This window comes from Phyllobacterium sp. T2-21, assembly GCF_055378485.1.
The window spans coordinates 2,809,128-2,834,744 of record NZ_AP027912.1 but is presented as its reverse complement, the minus strand read 5'-3'; the positions used below and the strand labels follow the sequence as shown (position 1 = coordinate 2,834,744).

At 59.4% G+C, this 25,617-nt stretch carries 28 protein-coding genes; 12 read left to right on the top strand and 16 right to left on the bottom strand.

Translation table 11 applies throughout. From position 1 onward, the window contains the following. Positions 1 to 36: 36 nt before the first annotated feature. Positions 37 to 708: an HAD family hydrolase gene (locus ACZ5FP_RS14270; protein ID WP_464660896.1), complete on the top strand. Its 672-nt coding sequence runs from the start codon at positions 37 to 39 to the stop codon at positions 706 to 708. Between the two features lie 168 nt (positions 709 to 876). Here the strand turns inward: ACZ5FP_RS14270 and ACZ5FP_RS14265 are convergent, their stop codons facing one another. Then, positions 877 to 2,418 carry a malonate--CoA ligase gene (locus tag ACZ5FP_RS14265; protein ID WP_464660894.1) on the bottom strand — a complete coding sequence of 514 codons (1,542 nt, stop codon included), beginning with the start codon at positions 2,416 to 2,418 and terminating at the stop codon, positions 877 to 879. Between the two features lie 161 nt (positions 2,419 to 2,579). Then, positions 2,580 to 2,888, bottom strand: coding sequence for a PsiF family protein (locus ACZ5FP_RS14260; protein ID WP_223613014.1), 309 nt, complete (start codon positions 2,886 to 2,888; stop codon positions 2,580 to 2,582). A 437-nt stretch (positions 2,889 to 3,325) separates the two neighbouring features. On the opposite strand from ACZ5FP_RS14260, the gene cml reads away from it, so the two are divergent. After that, complete coding sequence (cml, locus tag ACZ5FP_RS14255; protein WP_464660891.1) at positions 3,326 to 4,531, top strand: CmlA/FloR family chloramphenicol efflux MFS transporter; 1,206 nt, start codon at positions 3,326 to 3,328, stop codon at positions 4,529 to 4,531. Between the two features lie 63 nt (positions 4,532 to 4,594). Here cml and ACZ5FP_RS14250 read toward each other — a convergent pair whose 3' ends face one another. Beyond that, positions 4,595 to 5,116, bottom strand: coding sequence for a hypothetical protein (locus ACZ5FP_RS14250; protein ID WP_464660889.1), 522 nt, complete (start codon positions 5,114 to 5,116; stop codon positions 4,595 to 4,597). 304 nt (positions 5,117 to 5,420) lie between these two features. On the opposite strand from ACZ5FP_RS14250, the gene ACZ5FP_RS14245 reads away from it, so the two are divergent. The 3 genes from ACZ5FP_RS14245 to ACZ5FP_RS14235 all read left to right on the top strand — a co-directional run bounded on the left by ACZ5FP_RS14245 (position 5,421) and on the right by ACZ5FP_RS14235 (position 8,104). Beyond that, entirely contained in the window at positions 5,421 to 6,266 is an 846-nt protein-coding gene (locus ACZ5FP_RS14245) for a MetQ/NlpA family lipoprotein (RefSeq protein ID WP_464660888.1), read from the top strand. A 118-nt stretch (positions 6,267 to 6,384) separates the two neighbouring features. Then, positions 6,385 to 7,467 (top strand): methionine ABC transporter ATP-binding protein, encoded by a 1,083-nt coding sequence (locus tag ACZ5FP_RS14240; RefSeq protein WP_464660886.1) that lies wholly within the window; start codon positions 6,385 to 6,387, stop codon positions 7,465 to 7,467. Then, positions 7,448 to 8,104: a methionine ABC transporter permease gene (locus ACZ5FP_RS14235; RefSeq protein ID WP_464660884.1), complete on the top strand. Its 657-nt coding sequence runs from the start codon at positions 7,448 to 7,450 to the stop codon at positions 8,102 to 8,104. The genes ACZ5FP_RS14240 and ACZ5FP_RS14235 overlap by 20 nt, the downstream gene beginning before the upstream one ends. On the opposite strand, the gene ACZ5FP_RS14230 is transcribed toward ACZ5FP_RS14235, so the two are convergent. From ACZ5FP_RS14230 to trhA, 6 genes are all read right to left on the bottom strand, one after another. Further along, positions 8,101 to 9,423, bottom strand: coding sequence for an LLM class flavin-dependent oxidoreductase (locus ACZ5FP_RS14230; RefSeq protein ID WP_464660882.1), 1,323 nt, complete (start codon positions 9,421 to 9,423; stop codon positions 8,101 to 8,103). The two genes, ACZ5FP_RS14235 and ACZ5FP_RS14230, sit on opposite strands and share 4 nt — an antisense overlap. A gap of 65 nt (positions 9,424 to 9,488) precedes the next feature. Then, complete coding sequence (locus ACZ5FP_RS14225) at positions 9,489 to 10,241, bottom strand: ABC transporter permease (protein WP_223613021.1); 753 nt, start codon at positions 10,239 to 10,241, stop codon at positions 9,489 to 9,491. Then, entirely contained in the window at positions 10,238 to 11,179 is a 942-nt protein-coding gene (locus tag ACZ5FP_RS14220; RefSeq protein WP_403175904.1) for an ABC transporter ATP-binding protein, read from the bottom strand. Before ACZ5FP_RS14220 ends, ACZ5FP_RS14225 begins: the two co-directional genes overlap by 4 nt. Beyond that, on the bottom strand, positions 11,176 to 12,333 hold the full coding sequence (locus ACZ5FP_RS14215) for an ABC transporter permease (protein ID WP_464660879.1): 1,158 nt from the start codon (positions 12,331 to 12,333) through the stop codon (positions 11,176 to 11,178). The genes ACZ5FP_RS14220 and ACZ5FP_RS14215 overlap by 4 nt, the downstream gene beginning before the upstream one ends. Positions 12,334 to 12,404: 71 nt before the next feature. Then, positions 12,405 to 13,316, bottom strand: coding sequence for a glycine betaine ABC transporter substrate-binding protein OsmF (gene osmF, locus ACZ5FP_RS14210; protein WP_464660877.1), 912 nt, complete (start codon positions 13,314 to 13,316; stop codon positions 12,405 to 12,407). A gap of 210 nt (positions 13,317 to 13,526) precedes the next feature. Continuing rightward, positions 13,527 to 14,177, bottom strand: a complete 651-nt coding sequence (trhA, locus tag ACZ5FP_RS14205) for a PAQR family membrane homeostasis protein TrhA (RefSeq protein ID WP_464663279.1) — start codon at positions 14,175 to 14,177, stop codon at positions 13,527 to 13,529. Positions 14,178 to 14,630: 453 nt separating this feature from the next. Between trhA and ACZ5FP_RS14200 the strand changes: the two genes are divergently transcribed. Next, positions 14,631 to 15,332 carry an antifreeze protein gene (locus tag ACZ5FP_RS14200; RefSeq protein ID WP_464660876.1) on the top strand — a complete coding sequence of 234 codons (702 nt, stop codon included), beginning with the start codon at positions 14,631 to 14,633 and terminating at the stop codon, positions 15,330 to 15,332. A 55-nt stretch (positions 15,333 to 15,387) separates the two neighbouring features. Here ACZ5FP_RS14200 and ACZ5FP_RS14195 read toward each other — a convergent pair whose 3' ends face one another. The 5 genes from ACZ5FP_RS14195 to ACZ5FP_RS14175 all read right to left on the bottom strand — a co-directional run bounded on the left by ACZ5FP_RS14195 (position 15,388) and on the right by ACZ5FP_RS14175 (position 19,585). Beyond that, positions 15,388 to 15,693 (bottom strand): hypothetical protein, encoded by a 306-nt coding sequence (locus ACZ5FP_RS14195; RefSeq protein ID WP_464660875.1) that lies wholly within the window; start codon positions 15,691 to 15,693, stop codon positions 15,388 to 15,390. Between the two features lie 495 nt (positions 15,694 to 16,188). After that, on the bottom strand, positions 16,189 to 16,932 hold the full coding sequence (locus ACZ5FP_RS14190; RefSeq protein WP_464660873.1) for a GGDEF domain-containing protein: 744 nt from the start codon (positions 16,930 to 16,932) through the stop codon (positions 16,189 to 16,191). A 111-nt stretch (positions 16,933 to 17,043) separates the two neighbouring features. After that, positions 17,044 to 18,279, bottom strand: a complete 1,236-nt coding sequence (locus ACZ5FP_RS14185; RefSeq protein ID WP_223613028.1) for a sensor histidine kinase — start codon at positions 18,277 to 18,279, stop codon at positions 17,044 to 17,046. A gap of 2 nt (positions 18,280 to 18,281) precedes the next feature. Then, positions 18,282 to 18,938 (bottom strand): hypothetical protein, encoded by a 657-nt coding sequence (locus ACZ5FP_RS14180; protein ID WP_464660870.1) that lies wholly within the window; start codon positions 18,936 to 18,938, stop codon positions 18,282 to 18,284. After that, positions 18,938 to 19,585: a response regulator transcription factor gene (locus ACZ5FP_RS14175; protein WP_288193163.1), complete on the bottom strand. Its 648-nt coding sequence runs from the start codon at positions 19,583 to 19,585 to the stop codon at positions 18,938 to 18,940. The genes ACZ5FP_RS14180 and ACZ5FP_RS14175 overlap by 1 nt, the downstream gene beginning before the upstream one ends. 189 nt (positions 19,586 to 19,774) lie before the next feature. On the opposite strand from ACZ5FP_RS14175, the gene ACZ5FP_RS14170 reads away from it, so the two are divergent. The 4 genes from ACZ5FP_RS14170 to ACZ5FP_RS14155 all read left to right on the top strand — a co-directional run bounded on the left by ACZ5FP_RS14170 (position 19,775) and on the right by ACZ5FP_RS14155 (position 21,691). Continuing rightward, positions 19,775 to 20,149, top strand: coding sequence for a hypothetical protein (locus tag ACZ5FP_RS14170; RefSeq protein ID WP_223613031.1), 375 nt, complete (start codon positions 19,775 to 19,777; stop codon positions 20,147 to 20,149). A gap of 110 nt (positions 20,150 to 20,259) precedes the next feature. Further along, positions 20,260 to 20,754, top strand: a complete 495-nt coding sequence (locus ACZ5FP_RS14165; RefSeq protein ID WP_464660868.1) for a hypothetical protein — start codon at positions 20,260 to 20,262, stop codon at positions 20,752 to 20,754. Positions 20,755 to 20,832: 78 nt separating this feature from the next. Then, complete coding sequence (locus ACZ5FP_RS14160) at positions 20,833 to 21,462, top strand: TetR/AcrR family transcriptional regulator (protein WP_464660866.1); 630 nt, start codon at positions 20,833 to 20,835, stop codon at positions 21,460 to 21,462. 10 nt (positions 21,463 to 21,472) lie between these two features. Further along, complete coding sequence (locus ACZ5FP_RS14155; protein WP_464660864.1) at positions 21,473 to 21,691, top strand: YjiS-like domain-containing protein; 219 nt, start codon at positions 21,473 to 21,475, stop codon at positions 21,689 to 21,691. Between the two features lie 86 nt (positions 21,692 to 21,777). Here the strand turns inward: ACZ5FP_RS14155 and ACZ5FP_RS14150 are convergent, their stop codons facing one another. Continuing rightward, positions 21,778 to 22,419 (bottom strand): glutathione S-transferase family protein, encoded by a 642-nt coding sequence (locus tag ACZ5FP_RS14150; RefSeq protein ID WP_464660863.1) that lies wholly within the window; start codon positions 22,417 to 22,419, stop codon positions 21,778 to 21,780. 313 nt (positions 22,420 to 22,732) lie between these two features. On the opposite strand from ACZ5FP_RS14150, the gene ACZ5FP_RS14145 reads away from it, so the two are divergent. Beyond that, entirely contained in the window at positions 22,733 to 23,341 is a 609-nt protein-coding gene (locus tag ACZ5FP_RS14145; RefSeq protein WP_464660861.1) for a PadR family transcriptional regulator, read from the top strand. A 57-nt stretch (positions 23,342 to 23,398) separates the two neighbouring features. Here the strand turns inward: ACZ5FP_RS14145 and ftsZ are convergent, their stop codons facing one another. Further along, the gene (ftsZ, locus tag ACZ5FP_RS14140) at positions 23,399 to 24,433 is read right to left on the bottom strand and encodes a cell division protein FtsZ (protein WP_223613037.1); all 1,035 of its coding nucleotides are present in this window, start codon (positions 24,431 to 24,433) and stop codon (positions 23,399 to 23,401) included. A gap of 307 nt (positions 24,434 to 24,740) precedes the next feature. Here ftsZ and ACZ5FP_RS14135 point away from each other — a divergent pair, with 307 nt between their 5' ends. Continuing rightward, positions 24,741 to 25,565 carry a mechanosensitive ion channel family protein gene (locus tag ACZ5FP_RS14135; RefSeq protein ID WP_464660859.1) on the top strand — a complete coding sequence of 275 codons (825 nt, stop codon included), beginning with the start codon at positions 24,741 to 24,743 and terminating at the stop codon, positions 25,563 to 25,565. Positions 25,566 to 25,617: the final 52 nt, after the last annotated feature.

The window sequence follows — 25,617 nt, the reverse complement described above, 5'->3', positions numbered from 1 at the left end:
TGTATCGGTGGTTTTGCCCATGAAAGGAAATTCAAATTGTCTCCAACCACTTCCGCCGTTTTCAGCAAGCCGTTTGCGGCACTGCTTTTCGACATGGATGGCACGATCCTCAATTCGCTGGCTTCCGCCGAGCGCATATGGGGCAACTGGGCACGCCGCCGGGGCCTTGATGTGGAAACGTTCCTGCCAACCATGCACGGCGTTCGCGGTGTCGACACGATCCGCCGGCTGGCTTTGCCGGGGGTGGACCCGGAAGCGGAGGCAGCGGAGATCGAGCGGGAGGAAATCGACGATGTCGAAGGCATCGTCGCTATTGCCGGAGCGGTGGCGTTTCTGAATTCCCTGCCGCCGCAGAGCTGGGCGATCGTGACCTCAGCGCCCCTTGCACTGGCACAGCGGCGGCTGGAGGCTGCAGGCATTGCCGTACCCCGGACCATGGTGACGGCCGAGGATGTGTCGGCCGGCAAGCCGAATCCGGAATGCTATCTGCTCGGTGCCGAAAAACTCGGCGTGGATATTGCGGACTGTCTGGTTTTTGAAGACGCGCCAGCCGGTATTCAAGCCGGTGAGGCGGCCGGTGCCGAGGTCATCGTCGTAACGGCGACACAGGTGCACGCGATTGCCACCGCTCACCCGACAATCGCCAGCTACGACACCATCGCCGCCAGTGTCGGCACTGACGGGAAAATCTCCATCGTCAGCCGGTAGGGCGAACGGGACCGGGCGTTCAGCGTTCGCCCGGCTAGTGGAACGAATTTGACATTCGCATCCCATTTCACATGACGCGCAGCATGCGAATGTCGAATTCAAAGTTCCACTAGAATCTTATCGCTGCTAGTGGTCCTTTGATTCTGACATTTGCCTGAACGGCCTGTATCAACGGGATGCAAATGTCAGAATCGGACCACTTGCATAGAGATTGCCGTACTGTTCGCGCAGCACATTCTTCTGCACCTTGCCCATGGTGTTGCGCGGCAGGTCATCGACGAAAATGATCCGTTTGGGCTGCTTGTAGCGGGCAAGGCGATCCTGCAGCGCGTCGAAAATGGCTTTCTCATCGATGTCGGCGCCGGGGTGCCGGACCACGACGGCGGTCACGCCTTCGCCGAAATCCGGATGGGCAACGCCGATCACCGCGCTTTCCACGACGCCCGGCAGTTGATCGATTTCGGTTTCCACTTCCTTGGGATAGATGTTGTAGCCGCCCGATATCACCAGATCCTTGCCGCGGCCGACAATGTGCACATAGCCACCCGCATCGATCTTGCCGAGATCGCCGGTGATGAAGAAGCCGTCATCGCGGAACTCCGCCTTGGTCTTCTCCGGCATGCGCCAGTACCCCTTGAACACATTCGGCCCCTTGACCTCGATCATGCCGGTTGCATCGGCCGGGAGCATCGCGCCGGTTTCCGGATGGGTGATGCGCACGGCAACGCCTGGAAGCGGGAAGCCGACCGTTCCGGCAATCCGCTCGCCGTCATAGGGATTGGAGGTGTTCATATTGGTTTCGGTCATGCCGTAACGTTCCAGAATGGCATGGCCGGTGCGCTGCTGGAATGCCCGGTGCGTATCGGCAAGCAGAGGCGCCGAGCCGGAGATGAACAGCCGCATTCCCTGGGCGGCATTGCGGGTCAGTCCCTCATTCTGCAAAAGCCTGACATAAAAGGTGGGAACGCCCATCATGGTGGTGGCGCGCGGCATCAGCGACAGGATTTCCGCCGGGTCGAACTTCGGCAAGAGGAACATTGATGCGCCGGACATCAGGATGACGTTGGTGGCGACGAAAAGCCCGTGGGTGTGAAAGATCGGCAGGGCATGGATCAAGCGATCCTTGGCTGTGAACTGCCAGTAGGCCCGCAATGTCAGGGCATTCGACAGGAGATTGTCATGGGTCAGCATCGCGCCTTTGGAACGGCCTGTCGTGCCCGATGTGTAGAGGATGGCGGCGAGATCGTCCGGTGCTCTTGGACTGTCGGGAAAATCCGCCGGTTGACCGCTTGCGATATGCATGAGCGAGCCGCCGCCGTGGTCATCGAGCGTCTCAACCAATGCTCCATACTTCGATGCCACGGCCTTGATGCCATCGGCTGCCTGCGGCGTTGCCACGACGAGACGCGGTTCGGCGTCACCGATGAAGTAGTCAAGTTCAGCGAGGGTGTAGGCGGTGTTCAACGGCAGATAGACCGCACCGCAGCGGATGCAGGCGAGATAGAGCATCAAGGCTTCGGCGCTTTTTTCCACCTGAACGGCCACCCGGTCGCCGGGCACAACGCCCAGGTCGCTGAGGGCGCCCGCAAACTGGCCGGAGCAGCGCAGCATGTCGCCATAGGTCAATGTGCGGCCGTCGCCTGTTTCAATGAACACCGTGTTGCCGGCTGGAATGGCATGCCGGATGGCGTCAAACAGGTGGTTGCTCATGAACTCAGTTCCTCGTCGTCTGCTCTGGTTTGCCGCGGCACAAACGACTGTAGCAGAACGCAAACGATACCGCCCAAGCGATATCGGGCTGAAAGCCTGACAGGCGGGTACAAATTGGCGGGAGGCGGATTTGCCGCTCCCGCCAGCAGAGAGATCAGGCGTTAGCTCTTGCCGCCGTTCTTCTTGCATTCGGCGCGGAACTTGTGGCGTTCCTTGCCGTGCAGGCCCTTGGCATCAGCCTGAGCCGAGCAAGCCTTGGAGATGGCTGTCTTGGCCGGAGTGGTGGTTGCTGTGGCAGCCGGGGCAGTAGCGGGCTTCTTGGCCATGGAATTGGCCGGCGGCTTCATCGTGGTTGCCGGTGCGGTTGTGGTCGCTGGCGCTGTCGTTGCGGGGGCTGCAGTCTGTGCCATTGCGCTTGTGCCGACAAAGGCAAGGATCGCGGTGGCGGTAAGGGTGGCAACTAGTCTCATGGTCGTTTCCTTTGAGTTACAAACCCGTTTTGTAGCGCGTCATGACGCGAAGTTTTCTCGCGCTACGGTTGCACCTGAGCACTGCTTGCATTTCGCCAAGCCCTTGCAAATCAATGAGATGCGCGGTGCTATACGTCATGCCAACATTGCTCGAGTCACAGAATATTGATCGACCGTGTTTTCTTTGTGTGCATCAACATTAATTTTTTTCCATGAAACGGCCATGTTTGCAGTTGCTTGACGCTCGCCCATCACGGCTCTATATCGGCGCTTCAACCGAGAGCTGCACCGACGATGAAAGCCACCACGCTCGCAACCCGCTAGGCCGTAACAACCGTTTTCAACCGTTGTTGCGGCATTCAAAGCTCTCACCATGCTTCTTGCGTTGGGATCAATGATCGCCGCCGAACTTTCCTGTTCGCGTGGGATTTTTTGTTATGCTTTACCCCAAAGTTTGGACTTATTCGCTGCCGGCGGCCTTGCTGCTGATGGCTCCCTTTGACCTGCTCGCTTCGCTGGGCATGGATATCTATCTGCCCGTCGTCGTCCGCATGCCCGCGGTTCTCCGAACCACACCGGCAACGATCCAGCTGACACTCAGCCTGTACATGATCGTTCTTGGCTGCGGGCAATTGCTGTTCGGCCCGCTGGCCGACCGAATCGGACGCAGGCCCGTCCTGCTCGGCGGGGCGCTTCTGTTCGCGCTTGCCTCCGCCGGATTGGCCATGACCAGTTCGGCCGGCGTTTTCATAGCGCTGCGGGTTCTCCAGTCGGCGGGCGGAGCGGCGGCCCTGGTGGCAACCTTTGCCACAGTCCGCGACGTCTATGCGGCGCGGCCGGAAGGCGCCATCATCTATGGCCTGTTCGGCTCCATGCTGGCCTTCGTCCCGGCTTTTGCACCCATGATCGGCGCGCTGGTTGACCATATGTTCGGTTGGCGGGCCGTTTTCTGGCTGCTTGCCGGCCTTGCTGTTTTGTCCGGGCTGCATGCGCTTCTGCGGTGGCCCGAAACATGTCCGGTACAGACACATCCGGCGACACTCCAAGGCAGTTTTGGCAGGGTGTTCTCCAGAGTCACGTTCTGGACCTATACAATGGGTTTCAGCACGGCCATGGGGACATTCTTCACCTATTTCTCGACGGCGCCGCGTATTCTCATGCAGGCGCTTGGCTTGTCCTCGACCATGTTCAGCCTCGTCTTTGCAACCGTTGCCCTTGTCATGATCGTGTGCAGCCGCTTCGGCGGTGTATTTGTCCGGCGTTGGGGCCAACAGGGATGTCTGGTCAGGGGCATGGCATTGTTCCTGGCCGGCGCGGTGTTGCTGATTGCTGGGCAGATGGTCCTGCCAATCTCTATTGCAACGTTCATGGTGCCAATGTGGATCATCGCGTGCGCCATATCATTGACATCCGCCGTTGCGGCAAACGGGGCTTTGCGCGACTTTGGCGATATAGCAGGAACGGCGACAGCCATCTACTATTTCATCCAAAGTGTGATTGTCGGGGCTGCTGGGACGCTGGCTGTGGTCCTGCTTCCCGAGGCGAGCTTTTGGCCTGTTGCGGTGTTTGCAGCCGTCGCGGCCGTTGCCACGCTTGGCCTGGCGAGCCTGTCCGGACGTGATGAAAGACCTGTAACCCTTTAATCGCACTGCATCATTTGCGATCCCGACCAGATGACGGCCGGGGTCGCGGATATGGCAATCCGCTCATGCCCTGTAGGAATGCAGCTCCGGATCAAGCTCCACCTCCACCACATTGGTGAAGACCGCCGTGGCGATCATGATGCCGGCAAAGGCGACGAGATTGACCAGCGTCGGCTCGTCATAACGCGCGGCCAATTTGCTCCACAGCCTCTCGGGTACCGCATTGGCATCGGCAACGACGGCCTTGCCGAAGTCCATCAGCACCGTTTCATCCGCATCCGGGACGATGGTCTCGGGCTGCAGGCCGGAATCGATCAGGGCGCGGCGGAAAAAGGTAACGGGCACATCCGCATGGCTTGCCTGCGCGATGGCGAGCGACAGAAGCCAGATGGCGCGATCCGGCAGGGCCGGGCGCAGCAGGTCGCGCAAGGTGAACCATTCGGCATAGATGCGGTGGGCGACGGGTGAATGCAGCATGATGCGCTTCATATTGGTCATGCGTCCGCGCAACTGCAGCTCGCGGTCATGCTCCGCGCGAACATCCGGTGCAGCGTGTTCATAAACGATCGGGGAAATGCGGCTCATGGGAAATATCCCTCTGTAACAGGTTTGCGGGGGTAGCGGGGCAGGATGCTCAAAGGCATATATTTTCTGGCGGCGGTGCGCCATGCAAAACCCGCTGGCAGATTCATTTCGCGGCAAAACCCGGATGTATTCCACATTGTGGAAAATTCTAGCTCCGGTTGCGGCAATTGTTGAAAGGTTTTTCGCCTGCTGCTCTGCACAAAAGATAGCCATCCCTCGCTCAATCCGTGTGCATTCGCGAATATCCGGGACGAAACAAGACGTTTCTCTTTTCGCTATTCACACTGCCTACGGGGGCCAGCACATGACAAAAACCATAGAAAATCTCGGAAACAACGGGAAAATCACGCGGCGCGCGGGCCTGTTTGCGCTGGTGGCTTCGGCCATCGCCATTGCCAGCTTCACCGCGCCACAGCCATCCCAGGCGGCTGACAAGGCCATCAAGGTCGGCATCATCAGCGGTGAGGACGAAGATGTCTGGAAAGTCGTGACGGCGGAAGCGGCCAAGAACGGCCTGAAAATCCAGACGGTCGTTTTCAATGACTACACCCAGCCGAACGAAGCGCTGGAACGTGGCGATCTCGACGCCAATGCATTCCAGCACAAGCCCTATCTCGACAACCAGATCAAGACGCAGGGCTACCACATTGTTCCGGTCGGCTACACCGGCGTCTGGCCCATCGGCCTCTATTCCAAGAAGTTCAGCAAAATCGCCGAACTGCCGCAAGGCGCCGTGATCGGTGTGCCGAATGACCCATCGAATGAAGGCCGCGCCCTGCGGGTGCTGGAAGACCAGGGCGTCATCAAGCTCAAGCCCGGCACGGGCATTCTCGCCACCATTGCTGACATTGCCGAGAACCCGAAGAAGGTGAAAATCAAGGAACTCGACGCCGGTATCGTCGGCCGTTCGGTCGAAGATCTCGACGCAGCCGTGGTCAATACGGATTGGGCGCTGAAGAGCGGCCTGACACCGGCAAACCGTATCGCCCAGGAAAAGATTGCCGACAATCCTTACCGCAACTTCATTGCCGTGAAGGCCGGGCAGGAGAAGGAGCCATGGGTGAAAACCCTCGTGTCCTCCTATCAGAACGACAAGGTCAAGGCTGAATTCGACAAGGTGTACAAGGGAACAGGTATTAGCGCCTACTGATAACCGGTTGATCTTGCAAGCAATCACGACAAAGCGGTTCGCAGCATCGATGTATGCCGCGGGCCGCTTTCCCGGTTGAGGCGGGTGTCGTTGCGGCATCCCTCCAAGAGGAAAACATATGAACTCGCATGTCTCCGTTCCCGGCCAGACGGGTGCAATCATAGCCGATACGCCGCTTGCCGACGCTGTCGTGCGGCTTGAGAATGTCAAACGGCATTTTGGGGACACACCGGCTTTGGACGGTGTGTCCCTGACCGTCCGCAAGGGTGAAATCCTCGGCATCATCGGGCGCAGCGGTGCGGGGAAGTCGACGCTGATCCGCTGCCTCAACGGGCTGGAACGGCCGGAATCCGGCGCCATTTTTGTCGAGGGCCGGCAGATCACCGGGCTCAGCGAGCGGGAGCTGCAGCCCTTCCGCCGCCGTATCGGCATGATCTTCCAGCATTTCAACCTGCTGTCGGCCAAGACGGTGGAAGAAAATGTGGCGCTGCCGCTGAAGATCGAGGGCCGGCCGAGGGCGGAACGTCTCAACCGCGCGCGCGAACTGCTCGACCTTGTCGGCCTTTCCGACAAGGCAAAGGCCTATCCGTCCTCCCTGTCCGGCGGGCAAAAGCAGCGCGTCGGCATTGCGCGGGCGCTGGCGGCGCGCCCGGCGCTGCTGCTTTCGGACGAAGCGACATCCGCGCTTGATCCCGAGACGACCCGTTCGATTCTTGCGCTGCTTAAGGATATCAACCGCAAGCTTGGGCTCACCATTCTGCTGATTACGCATGAGATGGAGGTGGTCCGCTCCATCGGGGACCGTGTGGCGGTCATCGACGCCGGAAAGATCGTCGAAGAGGGGCCCGTCTGGTCGGTGTTCGCCGATCCGCAGACGGATATCACCAAAAGCCTGCTGGCAGGTATTCGCCCGCAGCTTCCGGCACATATCGCCGATGCCCTATCGCCGGAACCCGGCGGCGAAGCCGTGCTGGGCGTCGATCTCGCCGGTGCGGCGGCGCAGGGCACCTTGCTGGCCGAGCTGCCACGGCCGTTCCGCCTGCTGCATGGCGGTGTCGATCATGTGCAGGACCAGGCGGTTGCCCGGCTTTATCTTGCGGTTCCGGCAGCACCCGCCGGTGCCGTCCAGACATTCATTCAATTTCTCGAGGCCCGTTCGGCCCGTGTGGAGGTGCTCGGCTATGTCACCGGTCATGCTTGATCTTCTCGTTCAATCCATCTGGGAAACGCTTGTCATGACCGGCGCCTCCGGTCTGATCTCGCTGGCCGCCGGTTTGCCGCTGGGCCTCGCTCTCGTGGCAACGGACCGTGGCGGCATTGCACCCAATCCCTGGGTCAACAGCGTGCTCGGTGCTGTCGTCAACGCCTTCCGGTCCGTGCCCTTCATCATCCTGCTGGTGGCGCTGATCCCGGTGACGCGGCTCATCGTCGGAACGTCCATCGGCACGTGGGCGGCCATCGTGCCGCTGTCCATCGGCGCGACGCCCTATTATGCCCGCATTGCCGAGGTGTCGCTGCGGGAAGTCGATCGCGGGCTGATCGAGGCGGCACGCGCCATGGGCGGCAACCGCTGGACGATCATCCGCGAAGTGCTGGTGCCCGAAGCGCTGCCGGGCATCGTTGCCGGGTTCACGGTAACGCTGGTCACCCTGATCGGCGCATCGGCCATGGCCGGTGCCATCGGTGCCGGCGGGCTCGGTGATCTGGCCATCCGCTACGGTTACCAGCGCTTTGAAACCTCGATCATGATTGCCGTGGTGATCGTGCTGATTGTCCTCGTCTGCGGCATTCAGTGGGTGGGCGACAGGCTGGTCAAGCGGCTCGATCACCGCATTTAGAAAAAGCGGTTGGCGGGGCGCTGCAGGCCAAGATTGTCGCGCAGCGTCCTGCCTTCATACTCGGTGCGGAAAACGCCGCGCCGCTGCAGTTCCGGCACGACCTTTTCGACAAAATCATCAAGACCTTCCGGCAGATAGGGGAACATGACGTTGAAACCGTCGGAGCCTTCCTCCTCAAGCCATTGCTGCATCTCGTCGGCGATGGTTTCCGGCGTGCCGACGAAGGCGAGACCGGCATAGCCGCCGAGCCGCTGTGCCAGCTGGCGCACCGTCAGGTTCTCCCGCCGCGCCAGATTGACCGCGCGTTCGAGGCTGCTCTTGCTGGCATTGGTGTCGGTGATCTCGGGCAACGGCCCATCGGGATCGAAACCTGAGGCATCATGGCCAAGCGCAATCGACAGGGAGCCGACGGCGTTGGCATAATGCACGAGGCTGTCGAGATGCGCGCGCTTTGCCTTGGCTTCTTCAACCGTATCGCCCACCACGACAAAGGCAGCGGGGAGAATTTTCAACTGATCGCGCGGGCGTCCGATTTTATCCATGCGGGCCCTGATATCGGCATAGAGGCTTTGACCATCGGCAAGACGGGCTGGCGCGGCAAAGACCAGTTCGGCGGTTTCGGCCGCAAGCTGGCGCCCCGGCTCCGATGAGCCCGCCTGCACGATGACCGGCCAGCCCTGCACAGGACGGGCGATGTTGAGCGGGCCGCGCACCGAGAGGAATTCGCCCTTGTGGTCGAGGACGTGCATGCGCTCCGGGTCGAAATAGATGCCGCTCTCCGCATCGCGGATAAAGGCATCATCGGCAAAACTGTCCCACAGGCCCGTAACCACATCGAAGAATTCCCGGGCGCGGCGGTAGCGCTCATCATGCTCCATGTGATCTTCCAGCCCGAAATTGAGCGCGGCATCGGGATTGGAGGTGGTGACGATGTTCCAGCCCGCACGTCCGCCGCTGATATGGTCGAGCGAGGCGAAGCGGCGGGCGATGTGATAGGGCTCGTCAAAGGTCGTCGAAGCGGTGGCGATCAGCCCGATATGCTCGGTGGCGCCCGCTAGCGCGGCAAGCAGGGTGAACGGTTCGAAGGATGTCACGGTGTGGCTGCGCTTCAGCGCTTCCACCGGCATGTTCAAGACGGCCAGATGGTCGGCCATGAAGAAGGCGTCGAACTTGCCGCGCTCCAAGGTCTGGGCAAAACGTTTGAGGTGGGTGAAATTGAAGTTGGCATCGGCATAGGCACCGGGATACCGCCATGCGCCGGTATGGATGCTGACGGGCCGCATGAAGGCGCCAAGATGCAGCTTGCGTGTCGTGCTCATCGCATATCCTTTTACAATCCTGCCTGTGAGGGGAACAGTCTGTGGCTCGTTTGCATATGGGGTGGTCAGCTTTGCTGGAGAAGGCCCATGCGCCGCGAAATGAAACGTTCCATCGCCGACAATCCGTCATAGATCATGACGGCGAGAACGCCGACGATCAGGCCGCCCTGCAGGACAAAGGAAAGGTTGTTGGATTGCAGCCCGGCAATGATCACTTCGCCCAGCGTTTTGGCGGCAACCGTGGAGCCGATGGTGGCCGTCGCCAGATTGATCGTCACGGAGAGGCGTATGCCGGCAAGAATGATCGGCATCGCCAGCGGCAGCTCGACTTTGACAAGCCGCTGCCAGCCGGTCATGCCGACGCCGCGCGCCGCATCGGTGACGGTCGGCGGCAGGGTGGTCAGGCCGGTCAGCGAGTTCTCGAAGATCGGCAGCAATCCGTAGAGAAACAGCGCGATCAGCGTGGGCTTTTCACCAAAGCCGACGGCGGGGACGGCAAGCGCGAGCACGGCCACGGGCGGAAATGTCTGGCCGATGTTCACCAGACTGCGGGACAGCGGCAGAAACTCCGCGCCGAAGGGGCGCGTGACCAGAATGGCCAGCGCGACGGCCACAATGGTCGCGCCCGCCGTTGCAATGGCAACGGTGCGCAGGTGGAGCAGCGTCAGGGTCAGCAGGCTGCCCTGATTGTAGATCACCGGAGCATTGTTCTGCGTCAGCGGGCGAAAGATGGGCTCAAACCAATCGGGCCGCAGGAGAAACACGATCAGCAGCGCCAGAATGCCGATGCGCAGAATAGTGGGCAGGCGCAGTTTCATGCGGCGGGCCTCGATGCCCGCTTGACCAGGCCATCGACGGTGACCCGGCCGATGGCTTTTCCGGCCTCGTTGACGACAGGCAAAGCGGGGCGGCCCGACCAGAGAAGCTCGGCCAGGGCGTCGCGCTGGGTGGCGGAGGCCGGAATGGCTTCGCCCTCGGCTGTGCCGGGTTCCACCGCATCACCCGCAGGGCTTAGAGACAGAAAGCGGAACGGCCGGTCGCCGGTGCCGACCAGCGTCGCGACGAAATCCGTTGCGGGATTGGCGAGAATTTCGGCTGGCGTCGCATATTGCAGCAGGTTGCCCCCATCCATCACCGCGATCTTGTGGCCGAGATGGATCGCTTCCTCCATATCATGCGTGACGAGGATGATCGTGGTGCCGAACCGTTTCTGGATGGCAAGCAGGTCCTCCTGCGCCTTCGAGCGTATGACGGGATCGAGCGCGCCAAAGGGCTCATCCATCAGCAGGACATTGGGTTCGGCTGCCAGCGCCCGGGCAACGCCGATGCGCTGCTGCTGGCCGCCGGAGAGTTCATGCGGATAGCGCGGGCCGAATGTTTCCGGGTCGAGCTGGAACAGGGCAAGCAGTTCACGCACGCGGGCATCGATCCTGGCCTTGTCCCAGCCGAGAAGCTCGGGAACGACGGCGATGTTCTGCGCCACGGTGCGGTGCGGGAAAAGGCCATGCCCCTGAATGGCGTAACCGATGCGGCGGCGCAGTTCGTATCCGGGGAGGGTGCGGTTGTCCTCGCCATCGAGCTTGATCACCCCCGCTGTCGGTTCGACCAGCCTGTTGATCATGCGCATCAGCGTTGTCTTGCCCGAGCCCGACGTGCCGACGATGACGGTGATCGTTCGCGGCTGGACGACCAGCGAGACGTCATTGACGACCGTTGCAGCACCATAGCGCTTGGTGATGTTCTCGATTTCAATCATGCGGATGTCCTTGAGTGAAAGGGGGAACTGAGTTCGACCGCCGCGTCGAGAATGATGGCTGCGGCAAAGGCGAGAAGCACGGTGGGAACGGCCCCGAGCAGAACCAGGTCCATGGCGGTCTGGCCGATGCCCTGAAACACGAAGACACCGAAACCGCCGCCGCCAATCAACGCGGCGATGGTGGCAAGGCCGATATTCTGCACAAGGACGATGCGCACGCCGGTCAGGATCACGGGAAAGGCCAGGGGAAATTCCACCCGGAACAGGCGCTGCCATTCCGTCATGCCGACACCGCGCGCGGCGTCATTGGCCTGTGGCGGCACGCCGGCCAGACCGACCACCGTGTTGGCCACCACCGGCAGCAGGGAATAGAGAAACAGCGCGACGAAGGCGGGTGCCATGCCGATGCCCTTGATGCCGATTTCCGCAGCACCCGGCACGTGTGCCGCGATCCAGCCGAGCGGGGCGATCAAAATGCCGAACAGAGCGATGGACGGGATGGTCTGGACAATGTTGAGGACATTGAGAACGGCGGCGCGCAGCTTCTGCACCCGGTGACACAGGACGCCAAGCGGTATGCCGACGATCACGGCAGCGGCGAGCGAGCCGAGCGCCAGCGTCACGTGCTTGCTGGCCTCCGCCCAGAAACTGTCGGCGCGGGCGCTGTATTCCTTGAGAATCGACAACTTGTCCCAGCTGCCGGTGAACAGGACAAAGCCGAGGAAGGCCCCGGCCAGAACCAGGACAAGGATGCGGAACGGCGGTGTCGGGCGCAGACGCGTCAGGGCATCCGCCGCAAGCAGGGCGAAGGCAAAGAGCAGCAGCCAGAAGCCCGATGCGGGAGACACGCGCGCATAGGTGTTGCCAGGCGGTGTCAGATGGTCGGCCGCCGTGCCGATCAACAGGAGGAGGGCGGCCAAGGCGGCAAAGCTGGCTGCGAGCCGCAGTGTCGAGGGGGTGCGGAACAATCCAACGAGAACGGCTGCTGCAATGACCGCCAGAAGCGTGGGGCCCGCCCAGGAGGGCAAGGCCGCCAACAGCGTTTGCGGTTCACCGGCGACGATCCGGTTGGCACGGAACGTGGCGAAGGGTGCCGCCGCCACGGCATATCCGGCGATCAGGGCAATCGCGACACCGAGTTTGTCCAGACGCACGGCATGGCCTCCTTTTCGCCGGAACAGGGTGAGATTCCGATTGGCGCACCCTATTCCGGCAAAGAGCGGATTTACTTGAGGAAGCCGTTTTTCTTCAGAAAGTCTTCCGCAACGGCCTTTGCCGGTTCACCGCCAACCTGTACGCGGCCGTTGAGTTCCTGCAGCGTGACAAGATCGAGCTTTTCGAACACTGGCTTCAGCAGGGCTTCGATCTGCGGATGTTCCTTCAGAACCGCTTCGCGAATGATCGGCGCCGGCTGGTAGACCGGTTGAACACCCTTGTCATCCTGCAACACCACAAGCCCGGACGGCGCAATGCCGCCATCGGTGCCGTAAACCATGGCTGCATTGGCACCGTTGGTCTTGTTGGCCGCAGCGGCAATGGTCGCAGCGGTATCGCCGCCGGAGAGGGTGATCAATTGTTCGGGCTTCAGCTTGAAGCCATAGGTTGTCTGGAACGCCGGCAGGGCGGCAGCCGAATTGACGAATTCGGAGGAGGCGGCAAGCACCACCGTTCCGCCCTTGGTGACATATTTGCCGAAGTCGGAAAGGGTTGCCAGCTTTTCCGCGTCCGCCACTTCCTTGCGCAGGGCGATGGCCCAGGTATTGTTGGCGGGCGAGGGTGTCAGCCAGACGATCTTGTTGGCATCGTAGTCGAGTTTCTTGGCGGTCTGATAGGCCTTGGCCGCGTCTTTCCAGGCTGGATCATCGGCCTTCTCGAAGAAGAACGCGGCATTGCCGGTATATTCGGGATAGATGTCGATTTCCTTGGCCGTGATCGCCTTGCGCACGATCGGGGTGGCGCCCAGTTGGATGCGATCGGTGGTTGGAATCCTATTCGCGTTGAGAACGGCCAGGATAATGTTGCCGAGGACACCGCCTTCGGTATCGATCTTGGAAGAAACAACGACCTGCGCACTGGCAGATCCGAGAGAAAGCGCCAGAGCAAGCGCCACGCCGAGAAAGGTTTTGCTGGTAGACATTCTTTTCGTTCCCTTTGCATATCCCGAGTTGAGGCGACCTTTTAATCACGATTACAGTGATCGGTCCGGGCATTTATTTTCGCGAAAAGATCATGCAACGAAAAATTTGCAGCTTTTCGTTCGCCCGTGAGCTTGTCCTATTTCAGGCTATGTCTCAAGCCTGATATGTCAGCATTTATCACCGGAATGGCAGGAGTGTGCCGGGCGGACTCAGGCGACCGCCGTGCATATGGCGGCAAAGTGAATGCTTGCCGCCGTCAGAACGAAGCCGTGCCATATCGCATTGTGAAAGGGCAGCCGTTCCAGCACATGAAAGATGACGCCGAAGGAGTAGACGAGGCCGCCGGCGAGGATCAGCCACAAGACCGTGGCGGACAGGGCAATCGTCAGTTCCTGATAGGCGGCAACGCCGCTCCATCCCAGGGCGAGATAGAGAACAATGGAAAGCCTGTCGAACCTGTTGGGCATCAACAGCTTCAACAGGACGCCGGCTATGGCAATCGACCAGACGATGGACAGGAGCCACCATGTGCCGCTCTTGGCCATGAGGGGGGTATAGGTACCGGCGATCAGCAGATAGATGGCCGAATGGTCAAAGCGCCGCAGAAACCCCTTGGTCGGGGAAATCGGCCATATGTTGTACATCGCCGACAGGGCCATGGAGAGAACGAGGGTCGCCAGATAGATGGCGGTTGCCGCATAGGCGCCGGCGGTTGCTTCCTCCGGAACAAAGGCAAGCAGTAGAATCGATCCGACGATTGCCAGCGTGACACCCGCTATGTGGACGACGCCATCGGCCCACAATTCTGCCACGCTATAGTTGCGGAAGGTGAAAACCGGCAGCGGGCGGGGCGAGGAGATGGGCAATGCGGCGTCCTTGATGAAACAGTTTTTCCGGAGATTAGGCGTTTATCCCATATAACAACGAAAGACCGTGCTGCGTAAATGCCGCATAAATGTGTCTTGGCGGCAAGGATCCATTCAGCAACTGCAGATTGATCTGCGCACCTGCGGACGGTTATTCGCAGGCGATTCTTTCGATCTGGTCCGATTGCTTTTTCTCCGGCCATTTTCTTGTTATTTGCCGGACATGTTTGATAAAGTAGTATTTTAACAAAACTCGTTCGTAATCATTTGAAATCTTGTAATAATTTGTCATGTTTGGTGAATATTTTCCCCGAACGATTCTGGTTGGTTACTTCTCCAATTTAAGCCATAATCATTTCATCACATGGGAAGACTATGGGTTCTGGGGAAACCTGTAGTTGGTGACAGTTTCTGAATCTGCACTGTTGAAATTGAGGGAGTTCAAAAATGACTATCACTCGGAATCTCATACTCGCCGGAATTATTGGCGCGGCATCATTTACGGTTGTGCCAGCCTACGCACTGACCGCGAAGGAATGCAGTGTCAAATATCAGGCGGCCAAAACAGCCGGTACGCTCGGCAACGTGAAGTGGAACGACTTCCGTAAGACCCAGTGCGCCGATGCTTCACCGGCCGCTGCAGCAGCGCCGGCGGCTCCTGCTGCCACGACCAAGCCCGCTGCCAAGGCGACAGCCGCAGCACCCAAGGCCGCCGCGCCAGCCGCTGCAGCCGCACCGGCTGCGACAGCCACGGGCCTGAGCATGAAGGACTGCAGTGCCAAGTATCAGGCTGCGAAAACCGCCGGTACACTTGGCGGCATGAAGTGGAATGATTTCCGCAAGGCACAGTGCGCCGCCGGTGCAACAGCTGCCGCTGCTCCTGCTGCCGCCGATGAGACGGCACCAACACCGCAGACGGCGACCTACAAGGATGAACCGCCGGCAGCCACGACCGCTGCTCCAAAGGGTGTTGTTTTCCCGAGCGCCGTTTCCAGCAAATATTCCACCGAAAGCGCCGGCAAGGCCCGTATGCAGACGTGCCTTGAGCAGTATTACGCCAACAAGCAGAACAACACGCTTGGCGGCCTCAAGTGGATCCAGAAGGGCGGCGGCTATTACAGCCTCTGCAATTCCCGCCTGAAGGGCTGATCACGGCAGACCAAAACAAAAAGCGGGATGAATGTCCCGCTTTTTCCTTTTGAGCCTATCGGCTGCGGTCTTTCGCTTTTTCCGTGCCTGCCGGATCGGGCAGGAGCAGTGCGGGACTTTCCCCCGCGCCCGGACCATGCCGGAGAATGTGAACGCGGTTATCCGCATCGCGGTGGATGGAATAGACAAGCTCGCCGTCAAAACGTCTTTCCACCTTCCTGCTCTCGATGCGAAAGCGCAGCGTTAAGGCGACGAGCCCCAGCACGAAGGCCGGCGGGACGATCAGCCACAGAATTTTGAGCCAGTCGGATAGCGACTGGTACGTATCAAACAAATCCTGCCAGAAATTGTAATTGTCCATGTGCACTCCCTTGTTTCGCGAGGAAAGTGGTCACCCGAGGTTTGGCCTCTGGTGACCGGGAGGTTCGTAAGCCGCCGCAAGACGACCGCCACGGCCTTTAAGCCGAAGCTCTGGACATACGCCGAGGCCCCCCCGGCCATAGGGCTGAGGAGGTGCCTTTGCGGTCGACACCGACCGCTTGCGGAGGGGTTACGAGCCCCAAGACCGATCCGTTTCGACCGGTCTCATCGCGGACCATAGTGGGAAAGTTCTGCAGGTGAAAGGGGTTAGGGTGCCAGTTTGTGTTGATGGCTGCAAAACCTCTGGTGCGTGGTTCGCCCTTCGACAAGCTCAGGAAGCTCACCATGAGGAGGGGTGAGGATTGCAGGCAGTTATACTCTGCAACCTCTGCGATGAGCATTGCAGCCCACCCAACTCCCTCATGGTGAGCTTGTCGAACCACGAACCACGCACCAAAAATCTGCAAAGGGAACACCTGAACCGGACGAAAATGCCCTAGCCGTAAACCACGCGGTTGCGGCCCTGATGCTTGGCTGAATAGAGATATTTGTCCGCCACCGCCAAGGTTTCCTCGAGCGATTGTCCGGGTTCATGCAGGGCAATGCCGATGCTGACGGTGGTTGGCGTTCTGTCGAGTTCCAGTTCCCTGCCGATGGTGCGGGCTGCAATGAGGATTTTATGCGAGATCCAGTTGGCCCGGCCAAGATCCGCATCGGTCAGAAATACGGTAAATTCCTCGCCGCCGATCCGCGCCGCCAAATCCCGTCCGCCGATGTTCGCCTTGATCACCTGGCCGATCTCATGGATGACCTCGTCGCCGGTGGCATGGCCAAACCGGTCGTTGATTGCCTTGAAATGATCGGCGTCGATGTAGAGGAGGGCCCCGGCACTGTCCATGGGCCTTGACGCGAGAAACAAGCGCTGCGTCTGCAGATAGAATTCCGCCCGGTTGAGAAGCCCGGTCAGATCGTCACGGCGGGATTCCAGATCAAGCTGTGCGGCCAGCTGCTTCAGCTTGAAGTTCAGGCCGATAAGGAATGCGCCAAGCGGGAGGCTGACCAGCACAACGATGACGGTGGTGACGCCGACAACGCGATAGGGCGTCTGCAGGCCAATCACGAAAAAGGCCAGAGCAGCCAAAATATCTGATGATATGGTGGCCATGCCAACCATGATCGCGACCTGTCTCAAGGGCGAGAGCGCGCCGAATTTGGTCATCCATAGAGTGTAGATGTTCATCTGATTTGCCGGGCCGGTTGAAAGCACCGGTATTCAAGCCCGAAACAAATGAAGAAAGCCATGCCCGCTTGTGTTTAATTCGAATTATTCTGTTCGGAAATGGCCAGCACCCTAACTGTCCAGGGCGTAACTGATGCGCACGGTGGTTCCGACATCGGGCGTCGAGGTGATTTTGAACTTGCCGGCCATGGTTTTCACCAGTTCCATGCAGTTGGTCAGTCCGAGACCAAGATGAACGCCTGCCTTGGTTGAAAAGAACGGCTCCTTGGCCTTGGCAAGCGTCGACGGGCTCATGCCGATGCCGTTGTCGGCAACGACCAGTATCAGCCGCGGGCGCTGCAGAAAGCGCCGGTGGATACTGGCCTTGATGGCAATGACAGGGGTGGCGCGGGTAGCGACGGCATTGATCGCATTGCGGACAAGTTCATCGATGATCAGGTGGAATTGCGATGCCGGAATAAGCGAATTGCGCGCGGCCTGATCGATGTCCAGCTGCAGGTTGACCGCGCTCTTCGACACGATGTCCGCAAGCAATTCGCCCAATGGCACCTTGCGGAACTGCGTCTTGGAGTGCCCGATCATCATCAATCCCTCATTGATGCTTTCAAGCTCGGCAATGGTGTTGCGGGCCGCCGCGGTCATTTCAGAGGACGGAATGGCGTTGTTGCCGACATAGCCGAGAAAAAGGCGCAGGGCGGCAATCCGCGTCCGGGTCATGTGGGCAAACAGGGTGGAGAAAGAGCGGATATGCTGATCCTTGCGCCGCGCCAGAAGGCTGCGCTGATGCATGAGCAATCCCACCAGGATAAGTGCGCCGGCGGCGCCGAGGAGCTTGTTTCTGGCGACGTCCGCGGCAATTGTCGCGGTTCCCTGAAGGGTGATGCTGTGAGCCAGTGTCGAACCGGCAGTGCGAAAAATGTCCGTTTCGATTGTCTGTATGGTTTTCAGTGCCTTGTCGAACTGGTTTCCCGCCTTGATCTGCGGAACCAGTACGGTATCCACCGTCGAGATCGTCTTTTGCAGGGCCGCAATATCGGGTGCATCGAGGAACCGGTCGGCATAGTCCAGCTGCTGCAGCGATTTGAGGTTGAAGTTCATGAGCGTGACCTCCGACAGCAGGCGCGGCTCGACTTCACCTGTCCGGGTTGCCAGCGTCAGGTAACCCTTGATGCTGGCAATCTTTTCGCGCGCCTGCGAAGCCCGGACCTGGACCTCGAAGCTCTGGCTCATGATTTCGTTTGACTGGATACGATACGTGTCCGCCCGGATGAATGACCAGCAACACACCAAAGCTGCGCTGATCAGAATGATGTAGAAGAGCGGATCGAGGTACTTATCCAGCTTCATGTTCAGTCAACCGGACGGATCGAGGTAACAAACCAAACCCATATGGTGTTGCGTGCTGGGACGTAAGCTTTCGGAAGCTTGGAGAGTGGCCAGACAATATAGAACGGGCCACCATCATCGAGCGACAACGGTCTGAAATCCTGATCCTTGGTGCAGGCTCCGCTTTGCTTGTCGGCATCGGTACAAGCTCTCTCGATTGCGATGATGGGCGCAAATTCAACAACTTCTTCCATCGTGACTTTTACAATGAAATTGTCGAATGCAGCAACTTCGAGATTGGCTTTGTCGCCGATTTTGTATTTCGCAATCATTTCCTGCAGGGAAGGGCCGCGAAAATGCACCTTTGCACCGTTGGTCCAAGGCGTTTCCGTGACCAGATCATGCATGGGAAACTGCTGCCTCAGCTGCTCCTGGGTAAAGGTCCCCAGAGGCTTGCCTGACGTATCCTGCATTTGAATGACCGCAGGGTCGTCATTGGCGAATGCCGCGCCGTACCAGAGCGGCGAACCGATCCAGAGTGCCGCGAAAAAGAATGCAAGATATTTCCAGGCGCGCGATGCGCCTTTGTCTTCGTTGGAGATGGCGGCAGGGAAGGGTTCTTCCGACACTGCCTTTGCCATCGATTCTTCAGTTTTTTTAATGTCCAGAGCCAACCCCATTATAACCCCTTTGGTAGGAGCCCGGTTTTTAAAAGCTTTGCGCGTGCTCGCTTGTAGTATTTTTCTGCCGATGCCGCGTCTATATCAAAGCGTTCCCCAAGCTGTTCGTATATTTCCTTGCGGCTGATCCCCGACGGTCTTTGTCGCATCCAGCCGAGTATTTCCTGTTCACGCGGCGTGAGGCCGGAATGGTAAAATTCCGGTGGAGCCGTTGTTTCGTTGGACAACCTCACGCTGTAGCCCCGTTCTGCAACCTCCTGCAGAACGTCTACGAGGGCTCCGGGCCTTATATTGTTCTTGGCCAGGTAGCCAACCACGCCAAGTTTCTGACAATGTTCCCATTCTTCATCCGTATCGGAACCCGTGACGACAAAATGGATTGCGTCCGGTGAAAGATCGAGGATGACTTGTACAACGTCCAGGCGGTCGTCCTGCGATTTGGGGTCATAGCCGGGCATGCCGGGGTCAATGACCACAAGGTCGAACTGATGTGACTCCAGCAGGTCCAGCGCAATGGTGACATTGGCCGCGCCGTGAACAATGGATGCAGGCAATGCTGCCTGCAATTCATGGATCAGGGCCAGCCTCATGAGGTGTTGATCTTCAATGACCAGCACATGTGTATGCTTGGACGTTTGTTCCGACATCGCTCTCACGCGTACCAACAGTTGCACGCCACTCTGTTCAAATTACAGCAGTTGCGTCTACAGAGTAGTGCGATTTATGCAAAGCGCAAAATAGGGACAGGGTTGTCCCTATTTTTCTGGACATAACCGCATAGTGTTCCGACCGAAACGCGAAACGGTGCATTGAGTTGCATTGAGAGGGTATGCGGCGTGACTTTGGCTATCATTACCATCGATGGTGTCCGGGTTGATCCGACCGAACGCGTTGCTTCGATTGCAACTGTGCTTGAATGGCACAGGCATTCCAGACGTGAATTGCAATGGATTGTCCGGACATGCACCGATCGTGCGGACTCCGAACAGGACAACGCATCGTCAGACCGGCGCCTGGCGGCGGCAACCGACGCGGAACATCGTGCGCGCGTTGCCATGTTGAGGTATCCGGCAAAAACGCTGGAAGAATTTGCGGCGAAGGCACAGCATATCTGTTCTCTTCTGCTGGAGGACGATGACAGTTTGGACAAGTACGAACTGTTTTCAATCCTGCAGAGGCTGATCGCACAACCACAGTCGGAATGCCAGTAAATCGAACCGGTACATGCGGTGAAATTCTGGTCCTGCCCGCGTGACAGGACTTCGCATCGCATAGGAAAACGCCTCCTCAAGTGCCTCCATTTTCGAGGGAATCGACCACTATGCCGAGCAATTGGGATAAATCCCAACCCATAGATGCCCATCCGGAAACCGCAAAACTGATCCAGGGTGCGGAAGCGGTCATTCAACAGGAGATCGGACCGCTGGCCGCGCTCTGCGATGCGTTGCGCCTGCGTCTGGATTCGTACCACAGTGCCGCCAATGCGGCTGAGCGTCTCGAGCGATGGCGGCTAGCGGTCGCCCTGCACAGCGAGATCATGGAAGTCTGGAAATCGGCGTTTCTGAATGCGCGGGCCGCCGTCGACGCCTATCTCTCCAACTGTGATCTGGGCACTTTTTTCTCTTGCCGCGAAATTCTGGTGGCATCCCTGCATGGGCGCTGCAAGCCCTCCGTCGGCATTGCATTGTCGGTGATGCAATTTGAAAGCGAGCGCAACCTGCGCAGATTGGCAGATGCTTCGCCCGACGCGGTGACGCACAACGAGCCTGTCGACCGGCGGTTCCTTCGGGCTGCTGCTACGGGCCGGCATCGGTAATTTTCGCCCCGTTTTCCACGAGGGGTGCACAAGGCCTGCCGACCGGCAGGCCTTTTTGCTTTTATGCGCATCGTGCGGATGTTTGACTTTACTAGACGACTGGTCTATTCTGCCGGAATGGCAAAGATCGACACACGCGCAGTGCTGATTGAGGAAGGGCTGAAAGCCCTGCTTTCGCATGGCTATGAAGGGGCGGGCATCGGCCCCGTGCTCAAATCGGCTGGCGTGCCGAAGGGGTCGTTCTATCATTTCTTCGCCAGCAAGGAGGAATTTGCCTCTGCGGTCCTCGGCTTTTACACCGAGGGCAACCAGATCGTCCGGACGCGGATCCTGGGCGATGAAAGCCAGACGCCGCTCAAACGCCTGCGTGCCTATTTCGAATATTATGAGCAGGAGTTCGCCCGGGAGAATCCGATTGGCGGCTGCCTGCTCGGTAATCTCGCCCAATCGATTGCCGCCCATAGCGACGTCCTCAGGCAGGAACTGCACCGGGCTTTCGCCGCGTGGCAACGCGATTTCCAGACGGTTCTGCGGCAGGCGCGCGCACAGGGCGAATTGCCCGCGCATCTCGATCCCGACGAGACGGCAGCCTTTCTGATCGATGCCTATGAAGGGGCACTGGTCCGCATGAAGACGGAAGGCAGCATCGCACCGCTCAAGCGGTTCACGACCATGACGCTCGATTGCTTGCTCACAAACCATCCATAGGAGATTTATCATGTCCCATATAGAGACGACTGGTCTACTACAAGCGCGTAGCGGCGGAGGGTTTGCGGCATTCGTCAAAACCGCCGCGACGGCTATCTGGAACATCTATCTGCGTTATCGCGGAGAACGGGCGGGCGATCCGAGGGTCAGCAAGCTCAGCGATCATCTGCTCGACGATATCGGGATAACGCGGGAGCAAGCCCGGGAAATTGATCGCCGTCGCCGCTGATTGGGCCGTAACCTCATGGGCCCGCCGGTCATCGACACGCGGTACGCCGCCCGTGCAAATCCCTTTCATGGATTCACGACTTGGCACTACAACGTCGGTGATCGCTCCGCCCAAGCTTTGGTTGCTTGGCAGATATCCATCGCTCGGGCGTATGCGGGGCGTGCCGTCGTGCGGGCGAGATAGGCACGCTCGACTGAACCCGGGGTATAGTTGCCGGTGCGCAGACCAAGCAGGAGAGCGTAGCTCACTGAAATGTCAGCAGCGGTGAACTGGTCGCCAGCGAGAAACGGGCGATCTGCGAGACGCCGGATGACCAATCCCAGCCGGCTATGAAAGGTCTCCAGGGCCCAGCTTGTGACCCTGGCATTTCGCTCCGCTTCGGGCGCGAGCGCGCGACCAACGAAGACGGCATTCATTGGTTCAGCGAGCCCAGCCTCTCCCAGATGGAGGAATTGCAGATAGGCGGCGAAAGCCGGATCATCCGGGGCGACGGCGAGCGGGCTCGGGCCGTGGCGGGCGAGCAGGTATTCGAGGATCGCGATCGATTCGACCATGATCGTCTCGCCGTCCTGTAGCGCCGGGATAAAGCCGGCGGGGTTGATGGCAAGAAAATCGGGATCATTTCCGACAGTGAGCAGATCGACCGGGCGCAGCCGATACGCCACTCCCAATTCCTCGAGCAGCCAAACGACACGGAACCCACGACCTTCGCCATAGACAGTGAGCATACTTGAGCGTCCTTACGTTGGCTTAAGCGCTTCATTCGCAGGAGCGAGATTTCCGCATATACTGCTATCGCCCGGCCGCGATATGCGCAAGGCTCGTCACACACGCGCCATCATGCGGCGCCGGTCCTCCGTTCACGGCCTAGCCTGTTTTTGCGGTTTCCGGGCCATTTTGCCGGTTCGCCCTGCAATTTTTTCCTCAGCACAATCATGCACGTAGCTCTTCCAACGAAGCAGGCGCTCGATGCATATTGAAGTTTGTATTTACAGATAGACTCAAAAGATATATCGTTTGCGTATGAAAGGAGAATTTGCAATGTTTGGAAATTGTCATCACGAACGGCACGAACGCGATGAGCGTTTTGTCATGTACGGCATGGGACGCGGCTTTGGCCGCCACGGCGGCGGTCACGATGGCCCCGGCGGCGGCGGACGTTTCGGCCGCAGGGGCGGCGGAGGCAGGGTGTTCGCATCGGGCGACCTGCGTCTGGTTCTGCTGGCACTGGTCGCCGAGCGGCCGCGCCATGGCTATGAGCTGATCAAGGACATCGAAGAACTGTTCGGCGGCGCCTATGCGCCGAGCCCCGGTTCCGTCTATCCGTCCCTGACTTTCCTCGAGGAAATCGGGCAGGTAACGGCAGCGGCGAGCGAAGGCTCGAAAAAGCTCTATACCATCACGGAGGAGGGGCTTGCCTATCTCGCCGAGAACAAGAACCTGGTGGATGCGGTCCGCACGCGGATGGGCATGGTTGCCCGTTCCATGGCCGGACAGCGCGCACCGGAGGCTATTGCCCACGCGATGGACACGCTGCGCACCGCGCTCCACCTGCACAGTCACGGCTGGGATGCGGAAGAGGCGGACCGGGTTCGCAAGATCCTCGAGCAGGCGGCGCTGGACATAGAATCAGGCAAGAAAAAAGACTGATGTCTAAACCCATGCGGCGCCGGAAGCGGCGCCGCATGGGAATTCATGCAAGGGGATTTAGGCCTGGCGTCTTGTCATCGACAGAACGGAGCCGGGTGTGCCTGCATCAGACAGTGCGGCAGCGCGGGCAACATCGATGCCGGTTGCAACCACCGATACCCGGAATACGCCTTCCAGCGCATCGTCAAACGTCGCACCGAGAATGATGTTGGCCTGATCGTCGACTTCTTCGCGGATACGGGTTGCGGCTTCGTCAACCTCGAACAGGGTCATGTCGCGTCCGCCGGAAATCGATACCAGGACGCCCTTGGCACCCTTCATCGATTCCACGTCGAGAAGCGGATTGGCGATTGCAGCTTCGGCGGCCGCCTGTGCGCGGCCTTCGCCGGTGCCTTCGCCCGTTCCCATCATGGCGCGGCCCATGTCGCGCATGACCGAGCGCACGTCGGCAAAATCCAGATTGATCAGGCCTTCGCGGACCATCAGGTCCGTGATGCAGGCAACGCCGGAATAGAGAACGCGGTCGGCCGTGGCAAAGGCATCGGCAAAGGTCGTGGACGCATTGGCGACGCGGAAAAGGTTCTGGTTGGGGATGACGATCAGCGTATCGGCGCTGTCGCGCAGTTCTTCCAGACCTTCTTCAGCCATGCGCATGCGGCGCGTGCCTTCGAACGAGAATGGCTTTGTCACGACGCCAACCGTCAGGATGCCGGCCGAGCGGGCTGCGCGGGCAATGACCGGCGCAGCGCCGGTTCCGGTGCCGCCGCCCATGCCTGCCGTCACGAAGCACATGTGCGTGCCGGCAAGGTGATCCATGATTTCGTCGATGCTTTCTTCCGCAGCCGCCCGTCCGATTTCCGGATGCGAGCCTGCGCCAAGCCCCTGCGTCACATTGGCGCCGAGCTGGATCAGCCGGCTTGCCTTGGACATGGCCAGTGCCTGGGCATCCGTATTGGCCACAATGAACTGCGTGCCCTGCAGGTTTTCACGGATCATGTTGTTAACCGCATTGCCGCCGCCGCCGCCGACACCGAACACGGTGATATTCGGCTTCATCTCGGAAATTTCCGGCTTCTTGAGGTTAATTGACATCGTGCAATCCTTATTCCCGGCCGATGGTCTGTATCGGCGTGCAGGTACGTAATGTTATGACGGAGCTCACTCGGAGAATCAAAGCCTCTCCGTACCCCAATGTCCGGCAAAGAATCAGACAGCGGGTTTCGGCGCAAGCCCTGAAATGGCATATCGCCCGGATGGGTTGTCAAAAGTATGTCCGGAACGACGGGCGAAAGGACATCGCGGATGCAATGTCCTTGAGATTGACGCAATAGTTCACCAAGGAACCATCCCGGCACTCTGATGTTTCCCACCTACAGTTTCTGATCAGGAGAATTGGCCTATGGAACTTGATCCCCAAAACGCTGTCACCGCCATACAGACCGGTATTCACCAGGCAAGCGCGCTTGTTGTCACCTATTCATTCTCGGTCCTTGGCGCCATATTGCTGCTGGTGATCGGCTACATCGTTGCCGGACTGGTGGAACGCTGGCTTTATGCCGGATTGGGGAAGGTCGGCGGCTTCGACCTGACACTGCGCCGCTTCTTTTCAAAAATCGCCCGCTATGCGGTTTTGGGACTGGTGGCGGTCATGGTGCTCGGCCAGTTCGGCATTCAGACCGCGTCGGTCATTGCCGCCATCGGCGCTGTCGGCCTGGCCATCGGCCTTGCCCTGCAGGGGACCCTGCAGAATATTGCGGCCGGCATCATGCTCCTCGCCTTGCGGCCGCTGCGTATCGGGGAATATGTCGAAGTCGGCAGCATTTCCGGCACGGTGGAGGAAATCGGGCTGTTTGCCACCCGCTTGCGGGCTGCAGACGGCGTCTATGTCCTCGCGCCCAATTCAACCCTTTGGACCCAGCCTGTCAAAAACTACACGCGCAATGGTGTCCGCCGCAATGACATTACACTCGGGGCCGATCATGGCGAGGATATCGACCGGATGCGCAAGAGCCTGGTGGCGCTGACCGCCAATGACAAGCGCATCTTGCGGGATCCGGCGCCGCAGGTCTTCGCCTCGGATCTCACGGATGAATCCATGGCCATCACCCTGCGATACTGGACATCGGCCAGCGACTTCGCCGCGGTGAAAGCCGATTTGACCATGGGAACGGGAGAACTGTTCTACGACAAGAAGCCGGCAGATCAGCAAGCCTCGGGCATTTGAACGGAACAACATCCCTCGCTTGGCGTTTCCCTTGGTGAGCATGCATTTCAAC